A 24,576-nucleotide genomic window follows, 5' to 3' on the forward strand; every position below is an offset into this window, starting at 1 on the left:
CATATAACTTATTAACATAACGCCAGATTATGACGCAGGCAAACGCTGCTGCCGGGCTGGCAACGGTGAGATAATGGTAAATCAACTGTTAAAAGAGGAACGAAACAGATAAAACGCTGGGGAGTGACCACGGCATTAAAAAATATCCCGCCGTGGTCAGGCATTACAGAGTGAAATATTGACGATAAAAATGCGACTCAACGTGCGTCATCGCCGTCGAAATGTCTGCTACTCGGTGTACATTGCCTCAATTTCCAGCTGATAACGCTGATGAATGACCTTACGACGGAGTTTTAATGTTGGAGTCAGTTCGCCTTCCTCCTGACTAAACGGCGTCGGCAACAAGGTGAATTTCTTCACCTGCTCAAAGCGGGCAAACTCTTTTTGTACCTCACGCAGCCGCTGTTCAAACAGCGACACAATATGGCTATGGCGCAACAGCTCCAGCCGGTCCTGATAACGCAGGTTAATCGAATGGGCATACTCTTCCAGTGCTTCAAAACACGGCACAATCAACGCAGAGACATATTTGCGGGCATCCGCTATCACCGCGACCTGCTCAATGAAACGATCCTGCCCCAGTGCCCCTTCCAAATGCTGTGGCGCAATGTATTTGCCGCCTGAGGTTTTCATCAGATCTTTGAGGCGTTCGGTGATGAACAGGTTACCGTTCCCGTCTACGTCACCCACATCACCGGTTTTAAACCAGCCGTCTGGTGTGAACGCGGCCTCAGTGTCTTGTGGACGCTGGTAGTAGCCGCGCATCACAGTCGCACCACGTACCTGGATTTCATTTTGCTCGCCGATACGCACCTCAATACCCGGCAATGGCGTCCCCACCGATCCGAGCAGGTACTGATTCGCTTCCCAGCAGGACACCGTGGCGCAGGTTTCCGTCAGGCCGTAACCATAAACGATACGCACCCCCATCGCCTGAAAGAAAGCGATGATATTGTCATCCAGACGCGCACCCGCCGCTGGCAGAAAACGCACCTTTCCTCCCAGCAACTGACGCAGACGTGACAATACCAGTCGATCAGCAAGCTGGCAGGTCAGCGCATTCCACACACCAGCGCGTTTTCCGGCTTGTTGGCGTAAAAACCGCTTCGTGCCTTGGGCGATTCCCCAATGAAACAGCGCACGTCGATGCCACGGTGCCTGCGCCACTTTTTCATGGATTGCGCTAAACACCTTCTCGTAAAAACGCGGTACGGCACACATCACCGTCGGGCTCACCGCTGTCATCGCCGCACGTACCTGATTGGTATCACGCAGATACACATTCTGTGCGCCGCGGTGCATGATAAGGAAGCTCCAGGCACGTTCGAATACGTGCGATAACGGCAAAAAGCATAGCGACACGTCCTGTTCGCTTATCTGCAACCGCTCATCATGCAACATCAGTTGGGTTGCCATGTTGGCGTAATCCAGCATGACGCCTTTCGGCTCACCGGTAGTACCGGAGGTATAGATGAGCGTGAACAGATCGTGCAGATCCCGCTCTGCCACACGCTGGCGCAGGACAGACTCCCACACGGATAACTCGGCCTGCGCTTCAAACTCCTGCAGTGAGACGGCAATATCGCAACCCCGGCGACGTGTCTGCTCATCAAGCAAAATAATGGTGCGCAGTTGTGGGCAGGTACTGCGCAGCGACATCAGCAAATCAAACTGTGCCTGACCGCCCACAAAAACGGTTCGGATATCCGCCTCATTGAGAATAAAGGCCGCCTGTTGCGCCGCACTGGTGGCATAAAGCGGCACGGTAATCGCGCGCAAGTGCAACAATGCCAGGTCTGCCAGCGACCAGTTGATCGAATTATCAGAGAAGATGGCCACCCGCTCCTGAACATCAACGCCCACTCCCAGCAGGCCGCAGGCGATGCGGCGAATACGCTCGCCCACCTGATGCCAGTCAAGTTGCTGTTCCTGATCGGGTTCCCATTCACGAAACGCCAGCGCGTCAGGACGTTGGGCTATTTGTTGCTGAATGCGGTGAACCAGATGGTATTGTGGGAGTAAATTCGTCTTCATGCGCGTAAAAGTCTGACAATCTCAAAAATAGGCGTAAAAACCGGGCAGGCAGTCTACCGCGCCCATCAGTAGCGTCAAAGCCCTTTACGCCGCTTTTCCACCAGTAATGTGACGGGCAAAACACCCCGAATATCACCACCGGCGATGATCCCGATGTTGACATCACTGCGGGAATCAAGTACCAATAAAAGCAGAACTTCGTTTTCAACTCATTTTGGATACTGAAACAGCATGTTTAACGTCGCTCAGCTACCAGGCCTACTACTAAACGCATATTATTTGCGCGGTATGCCGGTGGGCGAAATTCAGAGCTGATTTCAGGTCCCCCCATAAAAAAACCCGCGCCGTTGCGCGGGTTTTTTTTTACTCGCCGGGCGCCCAGGCAAACAGAACAAAGGAACCAGACCGATGAACCAACAAGTGATTATTTTCGATACGACGTTGCGTGACGGTGAGCAAGCGTTGCAGGCCAGCCTGAGTGTGAAAGAAAAGCTCCAGATTGCACTGGCGCTGGAAAGGATGGGCGTCAATGTGATGGAAGTCGGTTTTCCCGTCTCCTCTCCCGGCGATTTCGAATCGGTACAAACGATCGCCCGTAACATCAAAAACAGCCGTGTTTGTGCCCTGGCACGTTGCGTTGAAAAAGACATTGATGTGGCGGCCGAATCCTTGCGCGTTGCCGAGGCGTTCCGTATCCATACGTTTATCGCCACCTCGCCGATGCATATCGCGACCAAACTGCGCAGCACGCTGGATGAAGTCATTGAGCGGGCCACGTATATGATTAAACGCGCCCGCAACTACACCGACGATGTGGAATTCTCCTGTGAAGACGCTGGCCGTACCCCAATCGAAGACCTGAGCCGGGTGGTGGAAGCCGCCATTAACGCTGGTGCCCGTACTATCAATATCCCGGATACCGTGGGTTATACCCTGCCCCACGAATTCGGCAACATCATCGCTTCGTTGTATCAGCGTGTGCCGAACATCGATAAAGCGATCATTTCCGTGCATACCCATGACGACCTCGGTCTGGCGGTGGGTAATGCCATGGCAGCGGTGCACGCGGGTGCCCGTCAGGTTGAAGGCACACTCAACGGCATCGGCGAACGCGCTGGCAACTGTTCACTGGAAGAAGTGATCATGGCCATCAAAGTACGCAGCCAGTTGATGAACCTGCACACCAGCATCAACCATCAGGAAATCTACCGTACCAGCCAGATAGTCAGCCAGATCTGCAACATGCCGATCCCGGCCAACAAGGCGGTAGTCGGCGCCAATGCGTTTGCCCACTCTTCCGGTATCCATCAGGACGGCGTGCTGAAAAACCGCGAAAACTACGAAATCATGACGCCCGAATCCATCGGCCTGAAAGAAGTGCAGTTGAACCTGACCTCCCGCTCTGGTCGTGCTGCCGTTAAACACCGCATGGAAGAAATGGGCTATAAAGAAGGCGACTACAATCTGGATACACTGTACGCCGATTTCCTCAAACTGGCCGACAAGAAAGGTCAGGTATTCGACTATGACCTGGAAGCGCTGGCATTTATCAACAACCAGCAGGAAAGCTCCGAATTCTATCGTCTGGACTACTTCAGCGTGCAATCTGGTTCTAGTGTTATGGCTACAGCGTCCGTCAAATTGTCATGTGGCGACGAGACACTGTCCGAAGCCGCTACCGGTAACGGCCCGGTTGACGCTGTGTATCAGGCCATTAACCGCATTACCGGTTACCCGATCAATCTGGTCAAATACCAGTTGTCCGCCAAAGGACAAGGTAAGGAAGCACTCGGCCAGGTGGACATTGTGGTGGAATATCAAGGCCGTCGTTTCCACGGCGTCGGTCTGGCGACGGATATCGTCGAATCCTCCGCCAATGCGATGGTTAACGTATTAAACAACATCAAACGTGCGCAACTGGTTGAAAAAGAAGTGCAGCGTTTGCAGCAACACAACAAACACAACAGTCAGGAAACAGTGTGATGAGCAAGAGTTACCATATTGCCGTCTTACCCGGTGACGGCATCGGCCCGGAAGTGATGGCTCAGGCGTATAAAGTATTGGATGCGGTTCGCCAGCGTTTTGGTTTGCGCATCACCACCAGCGAATACGACGTCGGCGGCATCGCCATCGACCGGCAGGGTACACCGCTGCCACAGGGGACGATCGAAGGCTGTGAACAGGCCGACGCTATTCTGTTCGGCTCGGTTGGCGGCCCGAAATGGGAACATCTGCCACCGGCAGAGCAACCAGAACGTGGCGCGCTGTTACCCCTGCGCAAACACTTCCGCCTGTTCAGCAACCTGCGCCCGGCGCGCCTGTATCAGGGGCTGGAAGCCTTCTGCCCGCTGCGTAGCGACATCGCCGCCAACGGTTTCGACATTCTGTGCGTGCGTGAACTGACCGGTGGTATCTACTTCGGCCAGCCAAAAGGCCGTGAAGGCAGCGGCATGTACGAACGTGCCTTCGATACCGAGATGTATCACCGTTTCGAAATCGAGCGCATTGCCCGTATCGCCTTTGAATCCGCACGCAAGCGCCGTAGCATCGTCACCTCTATCGATAAAGCCAACGTGTTGCAAAGCTCCATTTTATGGCGCGAAATCGTCAACGAAATCGCCCGCGATTACCCGGATGTTCGCCTGAATCATCTGTATATCGACAACGCGACCATGCAGCTGATTAAAGATCCGTCCCAGTTTGACGTGCTGCTGTGTTCTAACCTGTTCGGCGACATCTTGTCCGACGAATGCGCGATGATCACCGGCTCAATGGGGATGTTGCCGTCAGCCAGCCTCAACGAACAGGGCTTTGGTCTGTACGAGCCAGCGGGCGGTTCCGCACCGGATATCGCAGGCAAAAACATTGCCAACCCGATCGCCCAAATCCTGTCCGCTGCACTGTTGCTGCGCTACAGCCTGGGTGCAGATGATGCTGCCACCGCCATTGAGCAGGCGGTCAACCAGGCGCTGGCGGAAGGTTACCGCACCGGCGATCTGGCCAGCGGCGGCAACGCCGTCACCACCGATGAAATGGGCGATGCGATTGCCCGATTTGTAGCAGAAGGGGCGTAATCATGGGTAAGACCTTATATCAGAAATTGTTCGATGCGCATGTGGTACACGAAGCACCGAATGAAACCCCACTGCTGTATATCGACAGACACCTGGTGCACGAAGTGACCTCACCGCAGGCTTTCGACGGTTTGCGCGCTATGGGCCGTAAAGTCCGCCAGCCGGGCAAAACCTTCGCCACCATGGACCACAACGTCTCGACTCAGACACGTGACATCAACGCCAGCGGCGAAATGGCCCGCATCCAGATGCAGGAGTTGATCAAAAACTGTGCCGAGTTTGGCGTGCAACTGTATGACCTGAACCACCCGTTTCAGGGCATCGTACACGTTATCGGGCCAGAACAAGGGATGACGCTGCCGGGGATGACCATCGTTTGTGGTGACTCCCACACCGCCACCCACGGCGCGTTCGGCGCACTGGCATTCGGTATCGGCACCTCTGAGGTAGAACATGTACTGGCGACGCAGACGCTGAAACAAGGCCGCGCCAAAACCATGAAGATCGAGGTCGTAGGCGACGCGGCCCCGGGTATCACCGCCAAAGACATCGTGCTGGCTATCATCGGTAAAACCGGCAGTGCTGGCGGTACCGGCCATGTTGTGGAATTTACCGGCAGCGCTATCGAAGCGTTGAGCATGGAAGGCCGCATGACCTTGTGCAACATGGCAATCGAAATGGGTGCCAAAGCCGGTCTGGTCGCGCCGGACGACACCACCTTTGCTTACCTGAAAGGCCGTCAGTTCGCGCCGACCGGTAGCGATTGGGATGCCGCCGTGGAGTACTGGAACACCCTGCGTTCCGACGCTGATGCGCACTACGACACCATCGTCACACTGAATGCCGCCGACATCGCGCCGCAAGTGACCTGGGGCACCAACCCCGGTCAGGTGATCGCGGTTGATCAAATCATCCCGACGCCGGAATCCTTCCATGATCCGGTAGAGCGCGCTTCGGCAGAAAAAGCGCTGGCGTATATGGGTTTGCAACCGGGCGTGAAATTGACGGAGGTGGCAATCGACAAAGTGTTTATCGGTTCCTGCACCAACTCCCGTATTGAAGACTTGCGCGCTGCCGCTGCCATCGCCAAAGGGCGCAAAGTGGCAGATGGTGTACAAGCCTATGTTGTCCCCGGTTCCGGCCCGGTCAAAGCGCAGGCGGAAGCCGAAGGTCTGGACAAAATATTCCTGGATGCCGGTTTCGAATGGCGTCTGCCCGGTTGCTCTATGTGTCTGGCAATGAATAACGACCGTCTGAATCCGGGCGAGCGTTGCGCCTCGACCAGTAACCGTAACTTTGAAGGGCGTCAGGGCCGTGGTGGCCGCACCCATCTGGTCAGCCCCGCGATGGCGGCGGCGGCAGCGATTACCGGTCGTTTTGCAGACATCCGTGAACTGAATTAAGAGAGGCAACCATGGCTAAATTTACCCAACACACTGGTTTGGTGGTGCCGCTGGATGCCGCCAACGTCGATACCGATGCGATTATCCCGAAGCAGTTTCTGCAAAAGGTGACCCGTACCGGTTTCGGTCAGCATCTGTTTCACGACTGGCGTTTTCTGGACGATGCCGGTCAGCAGCCTAACCCGGATTTCGTGCTGAATCAGCCGCGCTATAAAGGTGCGAGCATTCTGCTGGCACGCGAAAACTTCGGCTGTGGCTCTTCCCGCGAGCACGCGCCGTGGGCGTTGACCGACTACGGTTTTAAGGTCGTTATCGCCCCGAGCTTCGCCGATATTTTCTACGGTAACTCGTTTAACAACCAGCTGCTGCCCGTCAAACTGAGCGATGCCGATATCGACGACCTGTTCAAACTGGTAGCCAGCCATGAAGGGATTACCTTCACCGTGGATCTGGAAGCACAGCAGGTTAAAGCAGGCGAGAAGACCTATTCGTTTGAAATAGACAGCTTCCGCCGTCACTGCATGATAAACGGCCTGGACAGTATCGGCCTGACGCTGCAGCACGACGCCTCCATCGCTCGCTACGAGCAGCAACAACCGGCGTTTCTGCGCTAGTTTGGCCTTGCTGTTTTATTGCACGAACAAAGCCCACTTCTGTGGGCTTTGTTGTCAACAACCTCAGTGGGAACGCGGACCCCGGCTCCAGTAGGCCATAAAGGTGACGGACTCCTGCGCCAGGCCTTTTTCTGCCAGCAGATACCGGCGCAGCGCCTTCACCGCTGAGGATTCCGTGGCCACCCACCCGAAGAACTGCCCCTGCTGCGTGCTGGCCGGTTCCCACACCTTCTCGCCCTCTGCGATATCTGCCACCATCACTGGCTGTGCTGCTACCTGCGCTGCCGGGCATGACCAATGACGCGCCGCTTCCAGCAAACGCTCACCACAGGTCGCGCCCGTGCCTTCACGCGGCAACCAGACCACCTCGGCGAACGGCAAATTGCGATAATCGTCAGTGCAATCGGCCTGTAACGGTACTTCGATAAATGCCTGCACCTGCGGCGGGTTATCCTGCTGCGCCAACTGTTCCAGAATGCCTTTGATGGCTGGCAACGCGGTTTCATCGCCCATCAACAGCACCTGACGGGTGTTGGCTGACAGCACCCACTCATAACCGCCGTTATCGCCGGCGAAGTCACCACGTGGTGCCACTACCTGCAATGTCGCACCCGGTTGCGCACTCAGCACCCACGCTGACGCTGGACCTTCCGTGCCATGCACCACAAACTCCACCACCATTTCGCCGGTTTCGGTATCCAGACTGCGCAACGTATAAGTACGCGGGATGGGGCGCTGTGGCTTCGGCATAGCCTGCACCAGCTTATACCACTCACCCACATCCGGCAGGCGTGGCGGCGTGCCGTCTTCAGCAGGCAACAGCACTTTAATGCGTTGATCCGGCGCGCAGATTTTCATCTTTTTCACCGACTCACCACGAAAGACACAGCGCATTAGCGAGGGGGTAAGCAATGTCTTATGGGCCAACGTCACATCAAACACTTTATATTCCTTTACCCCAGCCATAACCTGTCTTTACCTCTTTGTTAGTGACTCCACGGCAACACGCCCCAGCAACTGGTTCCGATGCCAAACGTCGACTGTTTTAACATTAAAAAATGCTAATGAGAACCATTATTGAATCAATTTTAATTCTCATATAAGACCAGCGCTGTCAGTGCGGGATTGCCCGCGTGATCACGGTTTTATCCGGTACTTTTGCCCTATTCTGATTGTTCGTTATTCACGAGATAAGGAGACCTCATGACACGCATCATCCGGTGTTATCGCCTGAGCCTCTCCGGCGACTGTCGCCCCTGGTTCAACATCGACCACCGCCTTACCGACGATTTCCCACGCTCGCTTCATGCCTGATTCAGCATCTCGCTGATTTTTTCCTTTTATTTCAATTTATTGTTTTTTGACGTCATACAGCGGCAAACCGGCCTGCTGACTGGCGTTATGGAGAAAGTGCATGAAACGCATCCCTGAGCCTTTTCGTATTAAAATGGTAGAAAACATCCGTATGACCACCCGCGACGAACGGGAACGCGCCTTGCAGGAAGCAGGCTATAACCCGTTTTTGTTACGCAGTGAGGATGTCTACATCGACCTGTTGACCGACTCCGGTACCGGTGCCATGAGCGACCGCCAGTGGGCCGGGCTGATGATGGGCGACGAAGCCTATGCCGGGTCGCGCAACTACTACCATCTGTGCGATCAGGTGAAAGCGCTACTGGGTTATCCGTTCACGATTCCGACCCATCAGGGCCGTGGCGCGGAACAGATTCTGTTCCCGTGTCTGATTGCCAAGAAGCAACGCGCTGGCGGCGGCAAAAAACCGGTGTTCATTTCCAACTTCCATTTTGACACCACCGCGGCCCATGTGGAGCTAAACGGTGCACGCGCCATCAATGTGGTGACCCCCAAAGCCTTCGACACCACCACCTATTACGACTGGAAAGGCGACTTCGACCTTGACCTGTTACAGACCACCATCGAGCAACACGGTGCGGACAACGTCGTGGCGATTATCACCACCGTCACCTGCAACAGCTCCGGCGGCCAGCCGATTTCAATGGGCAATATGCGTGAGGTGTATCGCATCGCGCAGCAGCACGGGATCCCGGTCGTGATCGACTCGGCCCGGTTTTGCGAAAACGCCTGGTTTATCAAACAACGTGAAGCCGGTTATGAGAACCGCTCGATCAAAGCGATCGTCCATGAGATGTACCAGTACGGTGACATGCTCACCATGTCCGCGAAGAAGGATCCGATGGTGAACATCGGCGGACTGTGCTGTTTTCGCAGCGACGAAGATCTGTTCAACGAGGTACGCATCCGCTGTGTACCAATGGAAGGGTTTGTGACCTACGGTGGGCTGGCCGGGCGTGATATGGAAGCGCTGGCTATCGGTCTGGAAGAAGGTATGAACGAAGACTACCTGACCTATCGTATCGGCCAGGTGACCTACCTCGGCGAGCGCCTGCGTGCCGGTGGGATTCCGATTCAATACCCGGTAGGTGGGCATGCGGTGTTTGTCGATGCGAAAAAGCTGCTGCCGCATATCCCGGCGGAGCAGTTCCCGGCACAAGCGCTGAATAATGAGCTGTATCTGGAAGCGGGTATCCGCAGTGTAGAAATCGGTTCATTGCTGCTGGGGCGTGACCCGGATACCGGCGAACAGAAACCGTCGCCGCTGGAACTGCTGCGTCTGACCATTCCGCGTCGGGTGTACACCAACGATCACATGGACTATATCGCCGACTCGCTGATTGCACTGAAAGAAAGGGCCAGCAGCATCAAAGGCCTGACGTTCACCTATGAGCCGCCGGTATTGCGCCACTTTGTCGCCCGGCTGAAACCGGTGGAATAACGCGCCACCATCAAACCTGCCATAAAAAAAGCCAGCGGAGCACTCCGCTGGCTGGTGAACAGCACCATTACTCAGAACACTGAGGCGGTTTCCCGCCGTCGTTCTCACTCTCATTCGATGACCACCAGCATTACAGCCAGCGGCGATAGTCTTCCTCGTCCATATCCTGGATCTGCCACTGCGTAACCTGTAACAGCAATGCCATTCGCTGTGGAGCGGTGAGTACACCCCATCCCCGACGACAGCCTCGGCAAAGCCAGCGACGATAAAAGCAGAATAACCGGCACATAGAGCCTCTCCTTCACGACGGTTCGCGTACAGAACCATTCACTGCTATTCAGTATCTGCGTAATATAGGGAAAAATATATTGATGACCTTGAGTCGTGGAGTTCCCCTTTTATGTCCTCCCCACGCCTGCAACAACAATTCGTTCGGTTATGGCAATGCCTGCAAGGTCAGGACACTGACACTACGCTGCAGGAACTGGCCGGGTTGCTCAGTTGCTCCCGTCGCCATGTCCGATCGCTACTCAACGCCATGCAACAACAAGGCTGGCTCACCTGGCAGGCAGAAGCCGGGCGTGGTAAACGCTCGCGTCTCAGCTTTCTCTACACGGGATTAACCTTACAACAGCAGCGGGCCGAAGACTTGCTGGAGCAGGACCGCATCGACCAGTTGGTACAACTGGTGGGTGACAAGGAAACCGTACGCCAGATGCTGATGTCACACCTTGGCCGCAGCGTGCGCCAGGGTCGCCACCTGCTGAGAATCCTCTACTATCGACCGATGCATAATCTGCTGCCCGGCAGTGCGTTACGCCGCTCGGAAACCCACATCGCCCGCCAGATTTTCAGCGGGCTAACCAGCCTAAATGAGGAAAATGGGGAACTGTTGCCGGATATCGCCCACCACTGGCAGGCGTTGTCACCCTTGCACTGGCGTTTCTACTTGCGCCCGGCGATTCGCTTCCACCACGGCCGGGAACTGACTATGGAAGACGTGATCGCCTCGTTATCCCGGTTAACGTCGCTGCCGCTGTTTTCCCATTTAGCTGACATCTCGTCACCGACGCCGTTCGTGCTGGATATCCGACTCAGCATGCCGGACGACTGGCTACCGTGGTTGCTCGGCAGCGTACCGGCGATGATCCTGCCGCAAGAATGGCCAACGCTGCCGGACTTTATGCGTCAACCCGTAGGCACCGGGCCCTATAAGGTGGTGCGCAATTCCCCCAATCAGTTAAAAATCGCCGCGTTTGACGATTACTTCGGCTACCGGGCACTGATTGATGAGGTCAGTATCTGGGTACTACCAGACGCACCGACTATCCCCGCCTGTACCGTCACGTTGCAAGGCGATGACACCATCGACAATGAATTGGAGAATCGGCTCGAAGAAGGCTGTTATTTCCTGCTGTTTGACCGCCGTTCTGCGTCAATGACAGACCCGGAGATCCGCCACTGGCTATGTCAGGTATTAAGCCCGGTAGCCATGCTTGCTCTGGCGGACAGCCCATACCAGAGTGACTGGTCCCCTGCCTATGGCTTGCTCCCGCGTTGGCATCACAGCCCACCGCGCGCGGTACGGGAAAAACCGGCCGGGCTGACCCACCTCACGCTCACTTACTACCGTGACCACCCTGAGTACGCGGTGATAAGCGACATCATGAGCCGCTTGCTGGCATCACACGGCGTCACACTGACACTACGCAGCCTGGAATTCGACGCCTGGTGCCAGGGCACCGATGTCGGCGATATCTGGCTCGGTAGTGCCAATGTTTATCTGCCGCTGGAGTTCTCTCTGTTCGCTATGCTGTATGAACTGCCGTTGCTGCGCCACTGTTTAGGGGAAGACGAGCTGGATAACACCGCGCGTCGGTGGCGTCAGGGTGACCTGTCGCTGGCAGAGTGGAGCCAGTCGCTGGTCAGTAACCAGCAACTTCACCCGCTATTCCATCACTGGTTGCGCTTGCAAGGGCAGGCCAACATGCGAGGGCTACACATGAACACGCTGGGTTGGTTCGATTTCAAGTCGGCCTGGTTCGCACCGCCTGCCCCCACCACCTGACCCTTTGCTCCCCGTCATGGCGCTTTTCCTGATGTGACAAACACTTTACAATGTTGCCGTTCTCAACGGGGTGCGGCCCCAACATTCATGTACCCGTTGTCATGTACGAAGAGTCATGCACGAACAACCATGTACGTTTGCGCCGCTGAGAAAATACCCGTCGAACCTGATCCGGTTAATACCGGCGAAGGGATTTGAGACTGCATTCTGCTTGCTCAAAGACCTTTGCCGCCTTCAACAATTTGGAGCGCAAAGTGTTAAAGAAATTATTGTCCTGCCTGTTATTGCTGTCCGCCCCCGTGTTTGCCAAACCCATTCTGACGGTCTACACCTACGACTCGTTCGCCTCCGAGTGGGGCCCCGGCCCGGCGGTCAAAACCGCGTTTGAAAAAGAGTGCGACTGTGAGCTGAAATTCGTGGCGCTGGAAGATGGCGTCGCCCTGCTCAACCGCCTGCGAATGGAAGGTAAAAATACGTCGGCGGATGTGGTGCTGGGGCTGGATAACAATCTGGTACAGGCCGCAGCACAGACCGGCCTGTTCGCCCCGCATGGCGTGAACACCAGCACGCTGACAGTGCCCGGTGGCTGGCACAACGAGACCTTCCTGCCGTTCGACTACGGTTATTTCGCCTTCGTCTATAACAAAGATAAACTGAAAAACCCGCCCAAAAGCCTGCATGAACTGGTGGAAAGCGGCCAGCCGTGGAAGGTGATCTACGAAGATCCGCGCACCAGCACTCCGGGGCTGGGGTTACTGTTGTGGATGCAAAAAGTGTATGGCGATAAAGCACCACTTGCCTGGCAGAAACTGGCGGCGAAAACCGTCACCGTCACCAAAGGCTGGAGTGAAGCCTACGGCCTGTTCCTGAAAGGTGAAGCCGATTTGGTACTGAGCTACACCACCTCACCGGCCTACCATCTCATCGCTGAAAAAAAAGACAGCTATGCCGCCGCCAACTTCAGCGAAGGCCACTATATGCAGGTCGAAGTCGCCGCCTCACTGGCTGGCAGTAAAAACCCGCAACTGGCGGCACGCTTCCTGCAATTTATGATAAGCCCTACCGTTCAACAGCTCATTCCGACCACCAACTGGATGTACCCGGTTGTCAAAACCGAGCTGCCTGCGGGCTACAACACCCTGACGCTGCCAGCCAGCGCACTGGAGTTCTCCCCACAGCAAGTCGCAGAACAGCGGGCTAATTGGGTTCAGGCATGGCAGCGCGCCGTCAGCCGCTGATCCCAGGCTGGCTGTGGCCAGGGCTGCTGGCCGCGGTTCTGTTGATTGCTACTGCGGCACTGGCGTTCGGCGCACTGTGGCTGGACGCCCCCCCTACCCCCTGGTTGTCACTATGGAATGACAGTTACCTGTGGCATGTCATTCGCTTTAGCTTTTGGCAGGCGTTGTTATCGGCACTGCTTTCCACTTTGCCCGCGCTATTTCTGGCTCGGGCGTTGTATCGACGCCGTTTTCCCGGCCATCGCCTGCTGCTGCGGTTGTGCGCGATGACGCTGGTACTGCCGGTGCTGGTGGCCGTGTTCGGTATACTCAGCGTCTATGGTCGGGAAGGCTGGCTGGCACGTTTGCTGATGCAGGTGGGCATCGAATACCGGTTTTCGCCTTATGGCTTGCAGGGCATCCTGCTGGCTCATGTCTTTTTTAATCTGCCGCTGGCAACGCGACTGTTCTTGCAGGCGCTGGAAGGCATTGCGACCGAACAACGCCAGTTGGCAGCCCAGCTCGGCCTGCGCGGCTGGTACTTCTTCCGTCTGGTGGAGTGGCCGTGGCTACGCCGCCAGCTCTTACCTGCCGGGGCACTGATTTTCATGCTGTGCTTTGCCAGCTTTGCTACCGTGCTGGCGCTGGGTGGTGGCCCGCAGGCGACGACCATCGAACTGGCTATCTATCAGGCGCTAAACTTTGATTATGACCCTGCGCGGGCCGCGCTGCTGGCGCTGTTGCAGATGGTCTGTTGTCTGGGGCTGGTGTTACTCAGCCAACGGCTGAGTCGGTTACTGGCGGTCGGTGTCAGCAACCGCCAGCGCTGGCGCGACCCACAGGACAGCCTGTTTAGCCGGGTCACCGATACGCTACTGATTACAGCAGCGCTGTTATTGTTGTTGCCACCGCTCCTGGCCGTCTTCGCCGATGGGCTAAATCGCTCGTTGCCAGACGTATTGCGCCAGCCAGCATTGTGGCAAACGCTCTGGACCTCGTTGCGTATCGCGCTGGCGGCCGGTGTGCTCAGCGTCGCGTTAACCCTGATGTTATTGTGGAGTAGCCGTGAACTGAGACTGCGTCAGCAACGGTTAGCCGCCCAGTGGCTGGACCTGAGTGGTATGCTGATTCTGGCGATGCCGGGCATTGTGCTGGCGTCAGGGTTTTTCCTGCTATTCAATCGAACCATCGGGCTACCCTCCTCCCCTTACGGACTGGTGGTGTTGACCAATGCGCTGTTGGCTATTCCCTATGCGATGAAAGTGCTGGAAAACCCGATGACGGACGCCGCCGCACGTTACAGCTTGTTGTGTCAGTCACTGGATATTCGTGGCTGGAATCGACTCAGGGTGGTGGAAATGAAGGCGCTACGTGCGCCTATTGCACAGGCACTGGCCTTTGCTTGCGTATTATCGGTGGGTGATTTCGGCATCATCGCGCTATTTGGCAACGAGCAGTTTCGCACCCTGCCGTTTTACCTTTATCAACAAATCGGCGCGTATCGCAGTGCCGATGGCGCGGTCACAGCGCTGCTACTGTTGGTATTGTGCTTCACGCTGTTTACCCTGATTGAGAAACTGGCAGGCTTACATGATAGCGCTCCATAAGTTGACCTACCTCTACCAACACCTGCCGATGCGCTTCGATTTACAGGTGCAACCCGGTGAGCGCCTTGCCATTCTGGGCCCGAGTGGCGCGGGGAAAAGTACCCTGCTGAGCCTGATAGCGGGCTTTCTGTCAGCCGATAGCGGCCAGTTACAGCTTAACGGGCAGGATCATGCTGCCACGCCACCGGCAAAACGCCCGGTGTCGATCCTGTTTCAGGAAAACAACCTGTTCCCCCATCTGACGCTGGCGCAAAATATCGCCCTTGGTCTGCATCCCGGCCTGAAATTAAGTGCGGATCAGCAGCAAACACTACGTGATATCGCGGGCCGCATGGGGCTTTCGCCACTGCTGGAACGCCTGCCGTCGCAGGTGTCTGGCGGGCAACGCCAGCGGGCGGCACTGGCGCGCTGCCTGATTCGCCAGCAACCGATCCTGCTGCTGGATGAGCCGTTTTCCGCACTCGATCCGGCGCTACGTCAGGAAATGCTGTCACTGGTGGATGAGATTTGCCGCGAACGGCACCTGACACTCTTAATGGTGTCACACCAGTTGGAAGACGCCATACGCATTGCGCCACGCAGCGTGCTGGTGGTAGACGGCCGAATCTATCACGATGGCCCAACCCGCGAGCTGGCGCAGCATGCACAGGCCGCGAAAATACTGGGGCTGGGATGACAAACACCCCATTTAAAATGTGACATTAAGCACATTTTTGTGGTTTTGCTGTGTTGAAGCCTTGTCTATTTTTCCGCGCTCATGGTTATATGGGAGCGCAAATTAACCAAAACGAACATTAAGGTTACCCGTGAAACACACCACCTCTACTTTCGCACTACTAAACAACGCCGCGCTGCTTGACGCGGTCGTCGTCGTGCGCGTGGTGGTCGTGGTCGGCAGCGCGCCGTAACGGGTTCCGAATCAAACCTAGATTCCCAAACCCCGCCGGCGCAAGCCGAGCGGGGTTTCTTTATGTCCACCCTCCCCGCTCCTCCTGACCGGCTCTGATAAAGGATATGACTATGCGTTATACAGGAGCTGAGCTGATTATCCGTCTGCTGGAGCAGCAAGGCATCACCACAGTAAGCGGTATTCCGGGCGGCGCGGCGCTGCCGTTGTACGATGCGTTGGGAAAAAGCCGCACTATTCGCCATGTACTCGCCCGCCATGAACAGGGTGCCGGATTCATCGCTCAGGGGATGGCTCGCGCCAGTGGTAAAGCGGCGGTGTGTATAGCCTCCAGCGGGCCCGGTGCCACCAACCTGCTGACGGCCATCGCCGATGCCAAGCTCGATTCTATTCCACTGGTGTGCATCACCGGTCAGGTGCCTTCCAGCATGATCGGTACCGACGCGTTTCAGGAAGTCGACACCTATGGCATCTCGATCCCGGTGACCAAGCACAACTATCTGGTGCGCGATATCAGCGAACTGCCGCAGGTGATTAACGACGCCTTTCGGCTGGCACAATCCGGCCGTCCCGGCCCGGTCTGGGTGGACATCCCTAAAGACGTGCAAACCGCGACCATCGAACTGACGGAACTGCCTGCACCGGCCAGGCTGTCCCCGGCTCCGGCTGTCGATACCCATGCCCTAAACGCGGCTGCCGCAATGATCAATCAGGCCAAACGACCGATCCTGTATCTGGGTGGTGGGATCATTAGTGCAGATGCGCATCAACACGCCATCGAACTGGCTGAGCGTGCCGGGTTACCCACCACCATGACGCTGATGGCGCTGGGCGCGATGCCGGTGGATCACCCGCTGTCGCTCGGGATGCTCGGGATGCATGCCGCCCGCTATACCAACATGATCCTGCAACAGTCTGACCTGCTGATCGTACTGGGTGCCCGTTTTGACGATCGCGCTATCGGTAAAGCGGAAGAATTCTGCCCGGATGCCCGTGTTATCCATATCGATATCGATCCCGCTGAACTCGGTAAGATCCGCCAGCCGCACGTTGCACTTCACGCCGATGTCGCGCAAGCACTGGAGCAGTTACTGCCATTGGTCGAACACCAGCCTCGTACCGAGTGGCTCGAACAGGTGCGTGCCCTGCAACGTGATTTTCCGTTCAATATGCCAAATGCCGACGACCCGCTCAGCCATTATGGGTTGATCCGCGCGGTGGCGGCGCAACTGGACGACCAGGCCATCATCACCACGGACGTAGGCCAGCATCAGATGTGGGTCGCGCAGGCGTATCCACTGCGACGTTCACGCCAATGGCTCACCTCCGGCGGTTTCGGCACCATGGGCTTTGGCGTACCGGCGGCTATCGGTGCGGCGCTGGCAGAACCACAACGTACGGTGGTGTGCTTTTCCGGTGATGGCAGCCTGATGATGAACATTCAGGAAATGGCTACTGCGGCGGAAGAGAACCTGAACGTCAAAATCGTCCTGATGAACAACCAGTCACTGGGGTTGGTGCACCAACAGCAGGAGCTGTTCTATAAGCAGAACTTCGTCGCATCAGACTACCGTTACCAAACCAACTTTCTGGCGATCGCCGCTGGATTCGGTTTCGCCACCTGCGATCTGAACGCGGCGGAAGACCCGCAAGCCGCCTTGCGCGACGCACTGCAACGCCCCGGCCCGACATTGATTCACGCCGCGATTGATATCAACGAAAAAGTGTTCCCGATGGTACCGCCGGGTGCCGCCAATATTGAGATGATTGGAGATTAAATTATGCAGACTTCATCGACGACTGCACAGGTCACACTGGAACTCTCAGTACGCAACCACCCTGGCGTGATGTCCCATGTGTGCGGGCTGTTCGCCCGCCGCGCGTTCAACGTGGAAGGCATCATGTGTATGCCGCTACCCGGCAATGAACAAAGCCGTATCTGGCTATTGGTGAAAGATGATCACCGCTTAGCGCAGATGATAAGCCAGGTAGAAAAACTCGAAGACGTATTACAGGTGACCCGCCACGGCGAAGAGATGAAAATCTTTGATCAGGTAGCGGAGTTTTACCGCTAGCCCTCAGAAGGCGATACCGCTCTGTCGGGTATCGCCTCCACTCATTTAGCGGTTTAAAAACTTACCCATTGAGAATTTGCCACAACAGGTGTCGGTAAACCGGCATCAACGGGTGCTGCCACAACTGCCACAGACTGATGACCGCGATAACTGCCGTCAATGGTGCCAGCCAGCGCAGGCGCGCCAGTGTCAGCCAACCGGTTGGTTCCGCCGTATTCCCACGGGGAGCACGCCACCACCGCCATACCAACCAGCCCGCGCACCACAGCAGGACAGCCGTCACCAGCAGCAGCCACTTAAAGCTACCGCTGTCCGCCTGTTTGGGAATATCAATCGCCACACCGGCCAGAATACCGGGCAGGAGATACACCGGAGGCCAGGTAAGACAACCGATGATATTCGGCAGTGCAAAACGCCGGGGCGATAGCTGCAACATCCCCGCTACCATCGGGATCAGCGGCCGGGTCGGGCCAAAAAACCGGCCAATCAGAATGGTCGCCATACTGTGCTGGTGCAGCATTTTTTCGGTGCGATACAGGTATGCCCGGTGCTTTTGCAGGAATGACCAGTTATGTAACTTCTCTTTAAAGTGCCAGCCGATGAAATAGGAAATCCAGTCCCCCAGCAGACAGCCAATGATCCCCATCCCCCAGGCGGGATACAGCCCCATATTACCGCTGCCAATCAAGGTGCCCAGTGACGCCATCATGATTGTGCCGGGTAACAGCAGCCCCACCAACGCCAGTGACTCCAGAAACGCCACCAGCAGTACCGCCGTCAGCGAATACGCCAACGATTGAGTGATCAGATGCTCCAGCCAGGCTTCCATAATTCTCTACATTTCTGCTTTTTTATAAACAAAGATAACGGGATGATAGCAGGAAACCGCTGGCGTATGGCAGGAAGGAGTAAAAGTGCCTCTGGCACGGTACTCACCACCACCGACACCTCGCTTCCTTGAAGCGGCACTATTTTGTTGTTATAAAAGCAACACTTTAAAGTCGTGAATGGATTTACCGATGGAAGAAGCCAGGATTGCTTTTCCTGTTGGCAAAGGGCAAGTCAACAGGGTTGAAGATGTCAAAACCGTTCAACAGTTACTGAATAGCCGCTCAAATGGAACGCTGAGCGTTGATGGTATTGTCGGTATCAGAACACAAACCGCCATCACCCACTTTCAACGCCAGATAGTCGGAATGCATTCGCCTGACGGCATCGTTTCCCCGAATGGCCCCACACTGAGGAAATTAAATCATCTTCATATCCGACGCCCGGCAACCTCTCAACCCTCGTTTTCCAGCGATTCTGGTGACAGCGTTTCCGAAGAACTCTATCTGAATGCCGCCAGAGAATTAAACTGCGAAGTGGCGGCAATCAAAGCGGTGGTGATGACGGAAACGGCGCTAAATAGCGCGTTCCTTAGCCCAGGAAAACCCAAGATACTCTATGAGCGGCACTACTTCCGACGGCTCACTCAAGGTAGGTATGACCGATCGCATCCGCATATATCGGGTTCTCGTTATCCATCCTACGGTTTAGAAAGCCAGCAGTATGAACGTCTTGAAACGGCAATAACTCTGGATCGGAGAGCGGCATTAATGTCAGCCTCATGGGGAGCGTTTCAGATCATGGGAGAAAACTACAGAACCGCAGGATTTGATGATATTGAAAGTTTCGTTTCTGCAATGAAAAGTATCGATGGTCAGGTATTCGCTTTCATTAATCATGTGAAAAACACGCCACCTTTACTCTCTGCCTTAAGGCATAAAGAGTGGGCAAAATTTGCACGACTTTATAATGGTGAGTCCTATACTGAAAGGCACTACGATATTAAAATAGCCAATAATTATCGAAGACTAACTAACAGGTAATATAAAATGAAAAAAACAATATCATTATTACTAATAACATTATTAGCCTCAATGCCACTTTATGCATCAGTCAACTTAATCAAGAATAATGATAAAAACTTATCAAATGAAATAGTGAAGGTAGGAAATAAAAAAGGAATTATTGATATAAGCGTTCAAAATGAACAAAAATTTGACTTGATTGATAATGGTGAATATATAGGAACAATCATACCCGCCAGAGGATTTTATAAAAACTATTACCCACTGTGCTTTATTGGTTGGTCCACTGATAAAAAAACAGTATCTAACATTGTCTCATCAATAGGTCAAGGATATTTTGAACTCTCTCTTTGTTCAAAACTTGACGCTGTAGGTAAAATAGATGAAGCAGGAAGAACATTTATTGGTTTTGTATACACGGTAGGATTGAGGGACAGATACTCTCAAAATTACTTTCTCATTGAGTTAGACAAAGAGAAAAAAACAATAGAAGATAAAAGTCAACTCATTGAAAAATTTCAAAATGACTCAGAAAAAAAGAGCATAGCTGATCTAAAAAAAGACATAAAGAAAATCGATGAGAAATCGCAATGAAGAAAACACTGGCGATAATAGCATTGTCGATGTCACTGCAAGTACATGCATCGATTACGTTAATACCGACTGATAGCCGCCATCTACTGCTATCACTATCGGTAAAAACTCAATCACTGGATGTAGAACAGATTAAAATACATGAAAGTCAATCTTTTGATATTATTGAAAATGGTAAATATATAGGTTCACTAATCCCTGCTGAAGGATATTACAAAAAATACAACCCACTATGCTTTATTGGCTGGTCAACAGACAAAAAAGAAATTAGTAACATTGTACCATCTATTGGTCAGGGAGACTTTGAAAACTCAACTTGCCTAAGCCTCGATGCAGTAGGGAAAATTGATGTTAGAGATAAAACATTTATAGGTTTTGTTTATACTGTTGGGTTAAGAGATAGACGAGCAAAAAATTATTTTTTAATTGAGGTTGATAAAGATAAAAAAACGATAACAGATAAGAGTGCGATTGTTGACGAACTACAGAATAACGGTGAAAAAAAGAGCATCGCCTCATTAAGAAAACACCTTGAAAATGCCAAGGAGAAGAAAGAATGAGAGTGATTCCAATCGTATTTATCATCACAATCTCGTGGCAATCTCACGCCGCAATTAGCCTGGTGAAAAACAACGATGCGTCATTAATGAAAACAACCATTGAAGATGCAAACAAAAGAGGAATTGTTGATATAAAAATACAAGAAGAGCAAGCGTTTGATGTTAATGAAAAAAATAACAACATAGGAACAATAATACCTGGGAAAGGATTTTATAAAAATTACTATCCAGTTTGTTTTATTAGTTGGTCTACAGACAAGAAGACCATTTCCAACATTGTATTGTCAATGGGAAATGGCGACTTTGAATTTTCACAATGCGAAAACCTTGATGCAGTAGGAAAGATAGAGTCTGCAGGAAAAACATTCATTGGTTTTGTTTACTCTGTCGGTTTACCTGATGACAGAACAGAAAAAAATTATTTTCTATTAGAACTGGACAAGGATAAAAGAACCATTACGGATAAAAGCAATATCGTAGAGACTCTGCAAAACACCGATGAAATAAAGAGCATTACTGCAATCAGAAAATACCTCAAAGAAAACCAGAGTTCCATACCCGATTAACGTCATTCAATTATCAGGCACCTGAATTAAAATTAGGTGCCTGACAGGCTAACAACATGACTGCCAGTTAAAACAGCTGGCTTTCCCAAATGCAGTATGCACTGGTTCCCGCCTTAACATGCTCACATAACATATTCTTGTAAGTGAAAGAGATAAATTCTTCCGGCTGATACTCGTTATGTGTTATCGAACTCGGGTAGTGCATTCTGATATTTTTTACTTTTGCATCAGACAGTTTGATTGAGAAATATTGCTCCATCCCACCATTCTCAGAGGTTCGATAGAAAATGAAAGTGCAGGTCAAATATTCATTCTCATTTAATGCGCTGAGTAATAATGGCGTTGATTTATCAATGGGCTTTCTAATTTCAACCGGCTGATATGCCACATTATCAATACGTTCAGCTGAATTATTCAACTCATAAACAAAAATTTCATTTTCATGACCTTGTTGCCATTTATTTCCCATTGAATCATACGATCCACACCCAGAAGAAATCAGCCCCTGATTCTTACCTTCTATTTTCAGATAAATGATATTGGCCATTAAATTCCCTTTAATTCCATATTATGAATGATATGAAAAAGTAGCGAGGTCACTATAATAATTTAATGCTTAACCGACAAGTAGACCGCTCCAACGTGTGGGTACGGCAACTGGACAAAACCTGTATGCATATACATAATTTATGCCATTACTCCACTGACCCTCTGACAATACGCCATGACCCTTTCCCCACCACGTCAGGGATTTGTACTGACCCGCCACTGGCAAGACACCCCGGCCGGGATCAGGGTTGAATGCTGGCTGGCGACGGACACTGGCCCCTGTCGGGTCAGGTTGTCACCGCAACAGGCGGTAGCGTTTGTCCCGATGCGTCATCAGGCACGTATCAGCCAGTTATTAAGCGGGGAAAAACACTGGCAACTGCGGCCACTGGCGCTGAAAAACTTCCACCACGAGCCACAACTAGGGCTCTACTGCCTGCAATATCGTCAGCTGTTGCGACTGGAAAAGAAGCTACAGGAAGCGGGAATTCCGGTGTACGAAGCGGATATCCGCCCGCCGGAGCGGTTTCTGATGGAGCGTTTTATCACCGCGCCAGTCTGGTTTAGCGGCGAAGAAAACGCTGACGGGCTGATTGATAACGTCAAACTCAAACCGGCCCCTGACTACCGCCCGTCACTCAAAACCGTGTCGCTGGATATCGAAACCAGCCGCCACGGCGAGCTTTACTGCATCGGTCTGGAAGGGTGCGGCCAGCGTCAGGTATTTATGCTGGGGCCAGAAAATGGCAACAGAGAGGATGCTGGCGACCTGACGCTGGAATACGTCACCAGCCGTCCACAGCTGCTGGAAAAACTCAATCAGTGGCTGCACACCTACGATCCGGATGTGATTATCGGCTGGAATCTGGTGCAGTTTGACCTGCGGGTGCTGCAACAGCACGCCGAGCGTTACCGCATTCCACTACGATTCGGACGCGACGGTCAGGAGCTGGAGTGGCGCGAGCATGGCTATCGACAGGGGCATTTTTTCGCCAGCGCGCCGGGCCGATTGATCGTCGATGGTATCGAAGCACTGAAATCCGCCACCTGGAATTTTGCCTCGTTCAGCCTGGAATTTGTCGCCCAGTCGCTGCTTGGCGAAGGGAAAGCCAGCGACAATCCTTATCAGCGGCTGGAAGAGATCGAGCAGCGTTTTCAGCAAGACAAACCGGCACTGGCGCGCTACAACCTGAAAGACTGCGAGCTGGTGACGCGCATCTTCGAGAAAACCCATTTAATCGCCTTTTTACTGGAGCGGGCGAGCGTCACCGGGCTGGCGGCAGACCGCAGCGGCGGCTCGGTGGCGGCATTTACTCACCTCTACCTGCCACGTATGCATCGGGCCGGGTTTGTCGCCCCCAATTTGGGTGAGATCCCGCCGGAAGCCAGCCCCGGCGGCTACGTGATGGACTCCCGCCCCGGTCTGTACGATTCAGTGCTGGTACTGGACTATAAAAGCCTTTATCCCTCCATCATTCGCACCTTCCTGATTGACCCGGTCGGGCTTATCACCGGCTTGCAGCAGCCTGATGAACAGCACGCCGTCGAAGGTTTTCGCGGTGCCTGGTTTTCCCGCCACCAGCACTGCCTGCCCGCTATCGTGGAAGAGGTGTGGCACGGGCGTGATCTTGCCAAGCAGGAGAACAATAAACCGCTATCGCAGGCGCTGAAGATCATCATGAATGCATTTTATGGCGTACTGGGGTCGAGCGGTTGCCGCTTTTTCGATCCGCGGCTGGCGTCGTCGATCACCCTGCGCGGCCATGAGATCATGCGCCAGACCCGTTCGCTGATTGAAGCCAAAGGTTATCAGGTGATTTATGGCGATACGGATTCGACCTTCGTGTGGCTTAAGCGCGCCCATCGCGCAGACGAAGCAGACGCCATCGGCCGTGAGCTGGTCGCTTATATCAACGACTGGTGGCAACAACACCTGCATCAGCAACATGGGCTGAACAGCGCGCTGGAGATGGAATACGAGACCCACTTTCACCGTTTTTTGATGCCCACTATCCGTGGTGCCGAACTGGGCAGCAAAAAACGCTACGCCGGTATGACCATGACGCCACAGGGTGAGCAGATGGTGTTCAAAGGCCTGGAAACAGTACGTTCGGACTGGACACCCCTGGCACAGCAATTCCAGCAACAGCTTTACCAGCGTATTTTCCACCGTGAGCCGTATCAGGAATGGGTGCGAGAATACGTGGCTAAAACGCTGGAAGGCGAACATGACGACCTGCTGGTCTACCGCAAACGACTGCGCCATAAACTGAGCGACTATCAACGCAATGTGCCGCCGCAAGTGCGCGCTGCCAGAATGGCCGACGAGTACAACCGTCAGCATGACCGTCCTTTGCAGTACCAAAGCGGCGGCTGGATAAGCTACGTTATCACGGTCAATGGCCCGGAACCGCTGGAGAATCGCCGCTCGCTGCTGGATTACAATCACTATGTGGAAAAGCAACTGCAACCGGTGGCCGATGCCATTCTGCCTTTCATTCACGATGATTTTGCTACACTGATTACCGGACAGATGGGGTTATTTTAACAATCCGATGGTGCCTGACAGGTGACGAACAGGCCGCCATCCAGTACCATAGCGCCCTTTCAAAAATATCAGGCGTGGGTCCACGTCTGTCA

General features: G+C 53.8%; 23 protein-coding genes and 1 riboswitch. Of the genes, 18 read left to right on the forward strand and 5 right to left on the reverse strand.

Going from position 1 to position 24,576, the window contains the following annotated elements; translation table 11 throughout:
* Positions 1 to 228 precede the first annotated feature (228 nt).
* On the reverse strand, positions 229 to 2,034 hold the full coding sequence (locus tag FAZ14_RS06395) for an AMP-dependent synthetase/ligase (protein WP_038926621.1): 1,806 nt from the start codon (positions 2,032 to 2,034) through the stop codon (positions 229 to 231).
* 408 nt (positions 2,035 to 2,442) lie between these two features.
* Between FAZ14_RS06395 and leuA the strand changes: the two genes are divergently transcribed.
* From leuA to leuD, 4 genes are read left to right on the forward strand one after another with little or no spacing between them, the layout of a single operon-like run.
* Positions 2,443 to 4,017 (forward strand): 2-isopropylmalate synthase, encoded by a 1,575-nt coding sequence (leuA, locus tag FAZ14_RS06405; RefSeq protein WP_016940610.1) that lies wholly within the window; start codon positions 2,443 to 2,445, stop codon positions 4,015 to 4,017.
* Complete coding sequence (gene leuB / locus FAZ14_RS06410) at positions 4,017 to 5,108, forward strand: 3-isopropylmalate dehydrogenase (protein WP_153508248.1); 1,092 nt, start codon at positions 4,017 to 4,019, stop codon at positions 5,106 to 5,108. The genes leuA and leuB overlap by 1 nt, the downstream gene beginning before the upstream one ends.
* Before the next feature lie 2 nt (positions 5,109 to 5,110).
* Positions 5,111 to 6,511, forward strand: a complete 1,401-nt coding sequence (leuC, locus tag FAZ14_RS06415; RefSeq protein WP_016940612.1) for a 3-isopropylmalate dehydratase large subunit — start codon at positions 5,111 to 5,113, stop codon at positions 6,509 to 6,511.
* A gap of 11 nt (positions 6,512 to 6,522) precedes the next feature.
* A complete protein-coding gene (leuD, locus tag FAZ14_RS06420; protein ID WP_012768354.1) occupies positions 6,523 to 7,125 on the forward strand; it encodes a 3-isopropylmalate dehydratase small subunit in 603 nt (200 codons plus the stop codon).
* A gap of 63 nt (positions 7,126 to 7,188) precedes the next feature.
* On the opposite strand, the gene FAZ14_RS06425 is transcribed toward leuD, so the two are convergent.
* Positions 7,189 to 8,091: a siderophore-interacting protein gene (locus FAZ14_RS06425; protein ID WP_153508249.1), complete on the reverse strand. Its 903-nt coding sequence runs from the start codon at positions 8,089 to 8,091 to the stop codon at positions 7,189 to 7,191.
* 237 nt (positions 8,092 to 8,328) lie between these two features.
* Between FAZ14_RS06425 and tnaC the strand changes: the two genes are divergently transcribed.
* Both tnaC and tnaA read left to right on the forward strand, forming a co-directional pair.
* Complete coding sequence (gene tnaC / locus FAZ14_RS06430) at positions 8,329 to 8,439, forward strand: tryptophanase leader peptide (protein ID WP_012768352.1); 111 nt, start codon at positions 8,329 to 8,331, stop codon at positions 8,437 to 8,439.
* Between the two features lie 100 nt (positions 8,440 to 8,539).
* On the forward strand, positions 8,540 to 9,940 hold the full coding sequence (gene tnaA, locus FAZ14_RS06435) for a tryptophanase (protein WP_012886183.1): 1,401 nt from the start codon (positions 8,540 to 8,542) through the stop codon (positions 9,938 to 9,940).
* Between the two features lie 130 nt (positions 9,941 to 10,070).
* Here tnaA and sgrT read toward each other — a convergent pair whose 3' ends face one another.
* Positions 10,071 to 10,229: a glucose uptake inhibitor SgrT gene (gene sgrT / locus FAZ14_RS06440; protein WP_153508250.1), complete on the reverse strand. Its 159-nt coding sequence runs from the start codon at positions 10,227 to 10,229 to the stop codon at positions 10,071 to 10,073.
* Between the two features lie 111 nt (positions 10,230 to 10,340).
* Here sgrT and sgrR point away from each other — a divergent pair, with 111 nt between their 5' ends.
* The 7 genes from sgrR (at position 10,341) to ilvN (ending at position 17,814) form a co-directional block, all read left to right on the forward strand.
* On the forward strand, positions 10,341 to 12,008 hold the full coding sequence (gene sgrR, locus FAZ14_RS06445; protein WP_153508251.1) for an HTH-type transcriptional regulator SgrR: 1,668 nt from the start codon (positions 10,341 to 10,343) through the stop codon (positions 12,006 to 12,008).
* A 56-nt stretch (positions 12,009 to 12,064) separates the two neighbouring features.
* A riboswitch (TPP riboswitch) is annotated at positions 12,065 to 12,219 on the forward strand.
* A 43-nt stretch (positions 12,220 to 12,262) separates the two neighbouring features.
* Positions 12,263 to 13,246, forward strand: a complete 984-nt coding sequence (gene thiB, locus FAZ14_RS06450; RefSeq protein WP_153508252.1) for a thiamine ABC transporter substrate binding subunit — start codon at positions 12,263 to 12,265, stop codon at positions 13,244 to 13,246.
* Positions 13,222 to 14,832, forward strand: coding sequence for a thiamine/thiamine pyrophosphate ABC transporter permease ThiP (thiP, locus tag FAZ14_RS06455; protein ID WP_038926617.1), 1,611 nt, complete (start codon positions 13,222 to 13,224; stop codon positions 14,830 to 14,832). The genes thiB and thiP overlap by 25 nt, the downstream gene beginning before the upstream one ends.
* Positions 14,816 to 15,508: a thiamine ABC transporter ATP-binding protein ThiQ gene (thiQ, locus tag FAZ14_RS06460; RefSeq protein ID WP_016940618.1), complete on the forward strand. Its 693-nt coding sequence runs from the start codon at positions 14,816 to 14,818 to the stop codon at positions 15,506 to 15,508. The genes thiP and thiQ overlap by 17 nt, the downstream gene beginning before the upstream one ends.
* A gap of 130 nt (positions 15,509 to 15,638) precedes the next feature.
* The gene (locus FAZ14_RS06465; RefSeq protein WP_100224696.1) at positions 15,639 to 15,740 is read left to right on the forward strand and encodes an ilvB operon leader peptide IvbL; all 102 of its coding nucleotides are present in this window, start codon (positions 15,639 to 15,641) and stop codon (positions 15,738 to 15,740) included.
* A gap of 112 nt (positions 15,741 to 15,852) precedes the next feature.
* Positions 15,853 to 17,517: an acetolactate synthase large subunit gene (gene ilvB, locus FAZ14_RS06470; protein ID WP_016940619.1), complete on the forward strand. Its 1,665-nt coding sequence runs from the start codon at positions 15,853 to 15,855 to the stop codon at positions 17,515 to 17,517.
* A 3-nt stretch (positions 17,518 to 17,520) separates the two neighbouring features.
* Complete coding sequence (ilvN, locus tag FAZ14_RS06475) at positions 17,521 to 17,814, forward strand: acetolactate synthase small subunit (RefSeq protein WP_016940620.1); 294 nt, start codon at positions 17,521 to 17,523, stop codon at positions 17,812 to 17,814.
* Positions 17,815 to 17,875: 61 nt separating this feature from the next.
* Here the strand turns inward: ilvN and FAZ14_RS06480 are convergent, their stop codons facing one another.
* Positions 17,876 to 18,643: a DedA family protein gene (locus FAZ14_RS06480; protein ID WP_016940621.1), complete on the reverse strand. Its 768-nt coding sequence runs from the start codon at positions 18,641 to 18,643 to the stop codon at positions 17,876 to 17,878.
* A gap of 190 nt (positions 18,644 to 18,833) precedes the next feature.
* On the opposite strand from FAZ14_RS06480, the gene FAZ14_RS06485 reads away from it, so the two are divergent.
* From FAZ14_RS06485 to FAZ14_RS06500, 4 genes are read left to right on the forward strand one after another with little or no spacing between them, the layout of a single operon-like run.
* Entirely contained in the window at positions 18,834 to 19,685 is an 852-nt protein-coding gene (locus FAZ14_RS06485) for an N-acetylmuramidase domain-containing protein (RefSeq protein ID WP_016940622.1), read from the forward strand.
* Between the two features lie 6 nt (positions 19,686 to 19,691).
* On the forward strand, positions 19,692 to 20,261 hold the full coding sequence (locus FAZ14_RS06490; RefSeq protein ID WP_016940623.1) for a hypothetical protein: 570 nt from the start codon (positions 19,692 to 19,694) through the stop codon (positions 20,259 to 20,261).
* Positions 20,258 to 20,821: a hypothetical protein gene (locus FAZ14_RS06495; RefSeq protein WP_153508253.1), complete on the forward strand. Its 564-nt coding sequence runs from the start codon at positions 20,258 to 20,260 to the stop codon at positions 20,819 to 20,821. The genes FAZ14_RS06490 and FAZ14_RS06495 overlap by 4 nt, the downstream gene beginning before the upstream one ends.
* The gene (locus FAZ14_RS06500) at positions 20,818 to 21,387 is read left to right on the forward strand and encodes a hypothetical protein (protein WP_153508254.1); all 570 of its coding nucleotides are present in this window, start codon (positions 20,818 to 20,820) and stop codon (positions 21,385 to 21,387) included. Before FAZ14_RS06495 ends, FAZ14_RS06500 begins: the two co-directional genes overlap by 4 nt.
* 67 nt (positions 21,388 to 21,454) lie before the next feature.
* Here the strand turns inward: FAZ14_RS06500 and FAZ14_RS06505 are convergent, their stop codons facing one another.
* On the reverse strand, positions 21,455 to 21,934 hold the full coding sequence (locus tag FAZ14_RS06505; RefSeq protein ID WP_019843365.1) for an Hcp family type VI secretion system effector: 480 nt from the start codon (positions 21,932 to 21,934) through the stop codon (positions 21,455 to 21,457).
* A gap of 177 nt (positions 21,935 to 22,111) precedes the next feature.
* On the opposite strand from FAZ14_RS06505, the gene FAZ14_RS06510 reads away from it, so the two are divergent.
* Entirely contained in the window at positions 22,112 to 24,484 is a 2,373-nt protein-coding gene (locus FAZ14_RS06510; RefSeq protein ID WP_153508255.1) for a DNA polymerase II, read from the forward strand.
* Positions 24,485 to 24,576: the final 92 nt, after the last annotated feature.

The sequence above is a fragment of the Dickeya oryzae genome (assembly GCF_009372235.1).
GTDB lineage: Bacteria > Pseudomonadota > Gammaproteobacteria > Enterobacterales > Enterobacteriaceae > Dickeya > Dickeya oryzae.